The organism is Shewanella sp. T24-MNA-CIBAN-0130, from assembly GCF_040310185.1.
GTDB lineage: Bacteria > Pseudomonadota > Gammaproteobacteria > Enterobacterales > Shewanellaceae > Shewanella > Shewanella psychromarinicola.
This window is the reverse complement of sequence record NZ_JBEOPP010000528.1, coordinates 1-240: the sequence shown is the minus strand read 5'-3', so window position 1 is coordinate 240 and position 240 is coordinate 1. Positions and strand designations below refer to the sequence as shown.

The following is a 240-nucleotide window of genomic DNA, read 5'->3' as shown; positions in this document are numbered from 1 at the left end:
GTTCTGAAGGTTTGTTCGGTGTAACGGGTTTTTTCCCCAGTACCTGGCAAACCGACCACCAAGCCATAACCGACTAATTGGTTACTTCGCACCCCTTGAATACTGGCGATGTCTTTAATCCGTTCTGCATGTGCAGGTGCGGTTAGCATTAGTATTGATGCGACTATCGATACAGCCGACGCAATCAGTTTAATTTTCATGCATTACTCCTTAAAAAGGCCACCAGTCACTCATAAAGAA

Annotated in this window: 1 protein-coding gene; it reads right to left on the bottom strand. The window is 45.0% G+C overall.

Translation table 11 applies throughout. The features are described 5' to 3' along the window. On the bottom strand, window positions 1–200 hold a 200-nt coding region (locus tag AAEZ02_RS23385), incomplete at its 3' end, for a flagellar basal body P-ring protein FlgI (RefSeq protein ID WP_351125617.1). Window positions 201–240 lie beyond the last annotated feature (40 nt).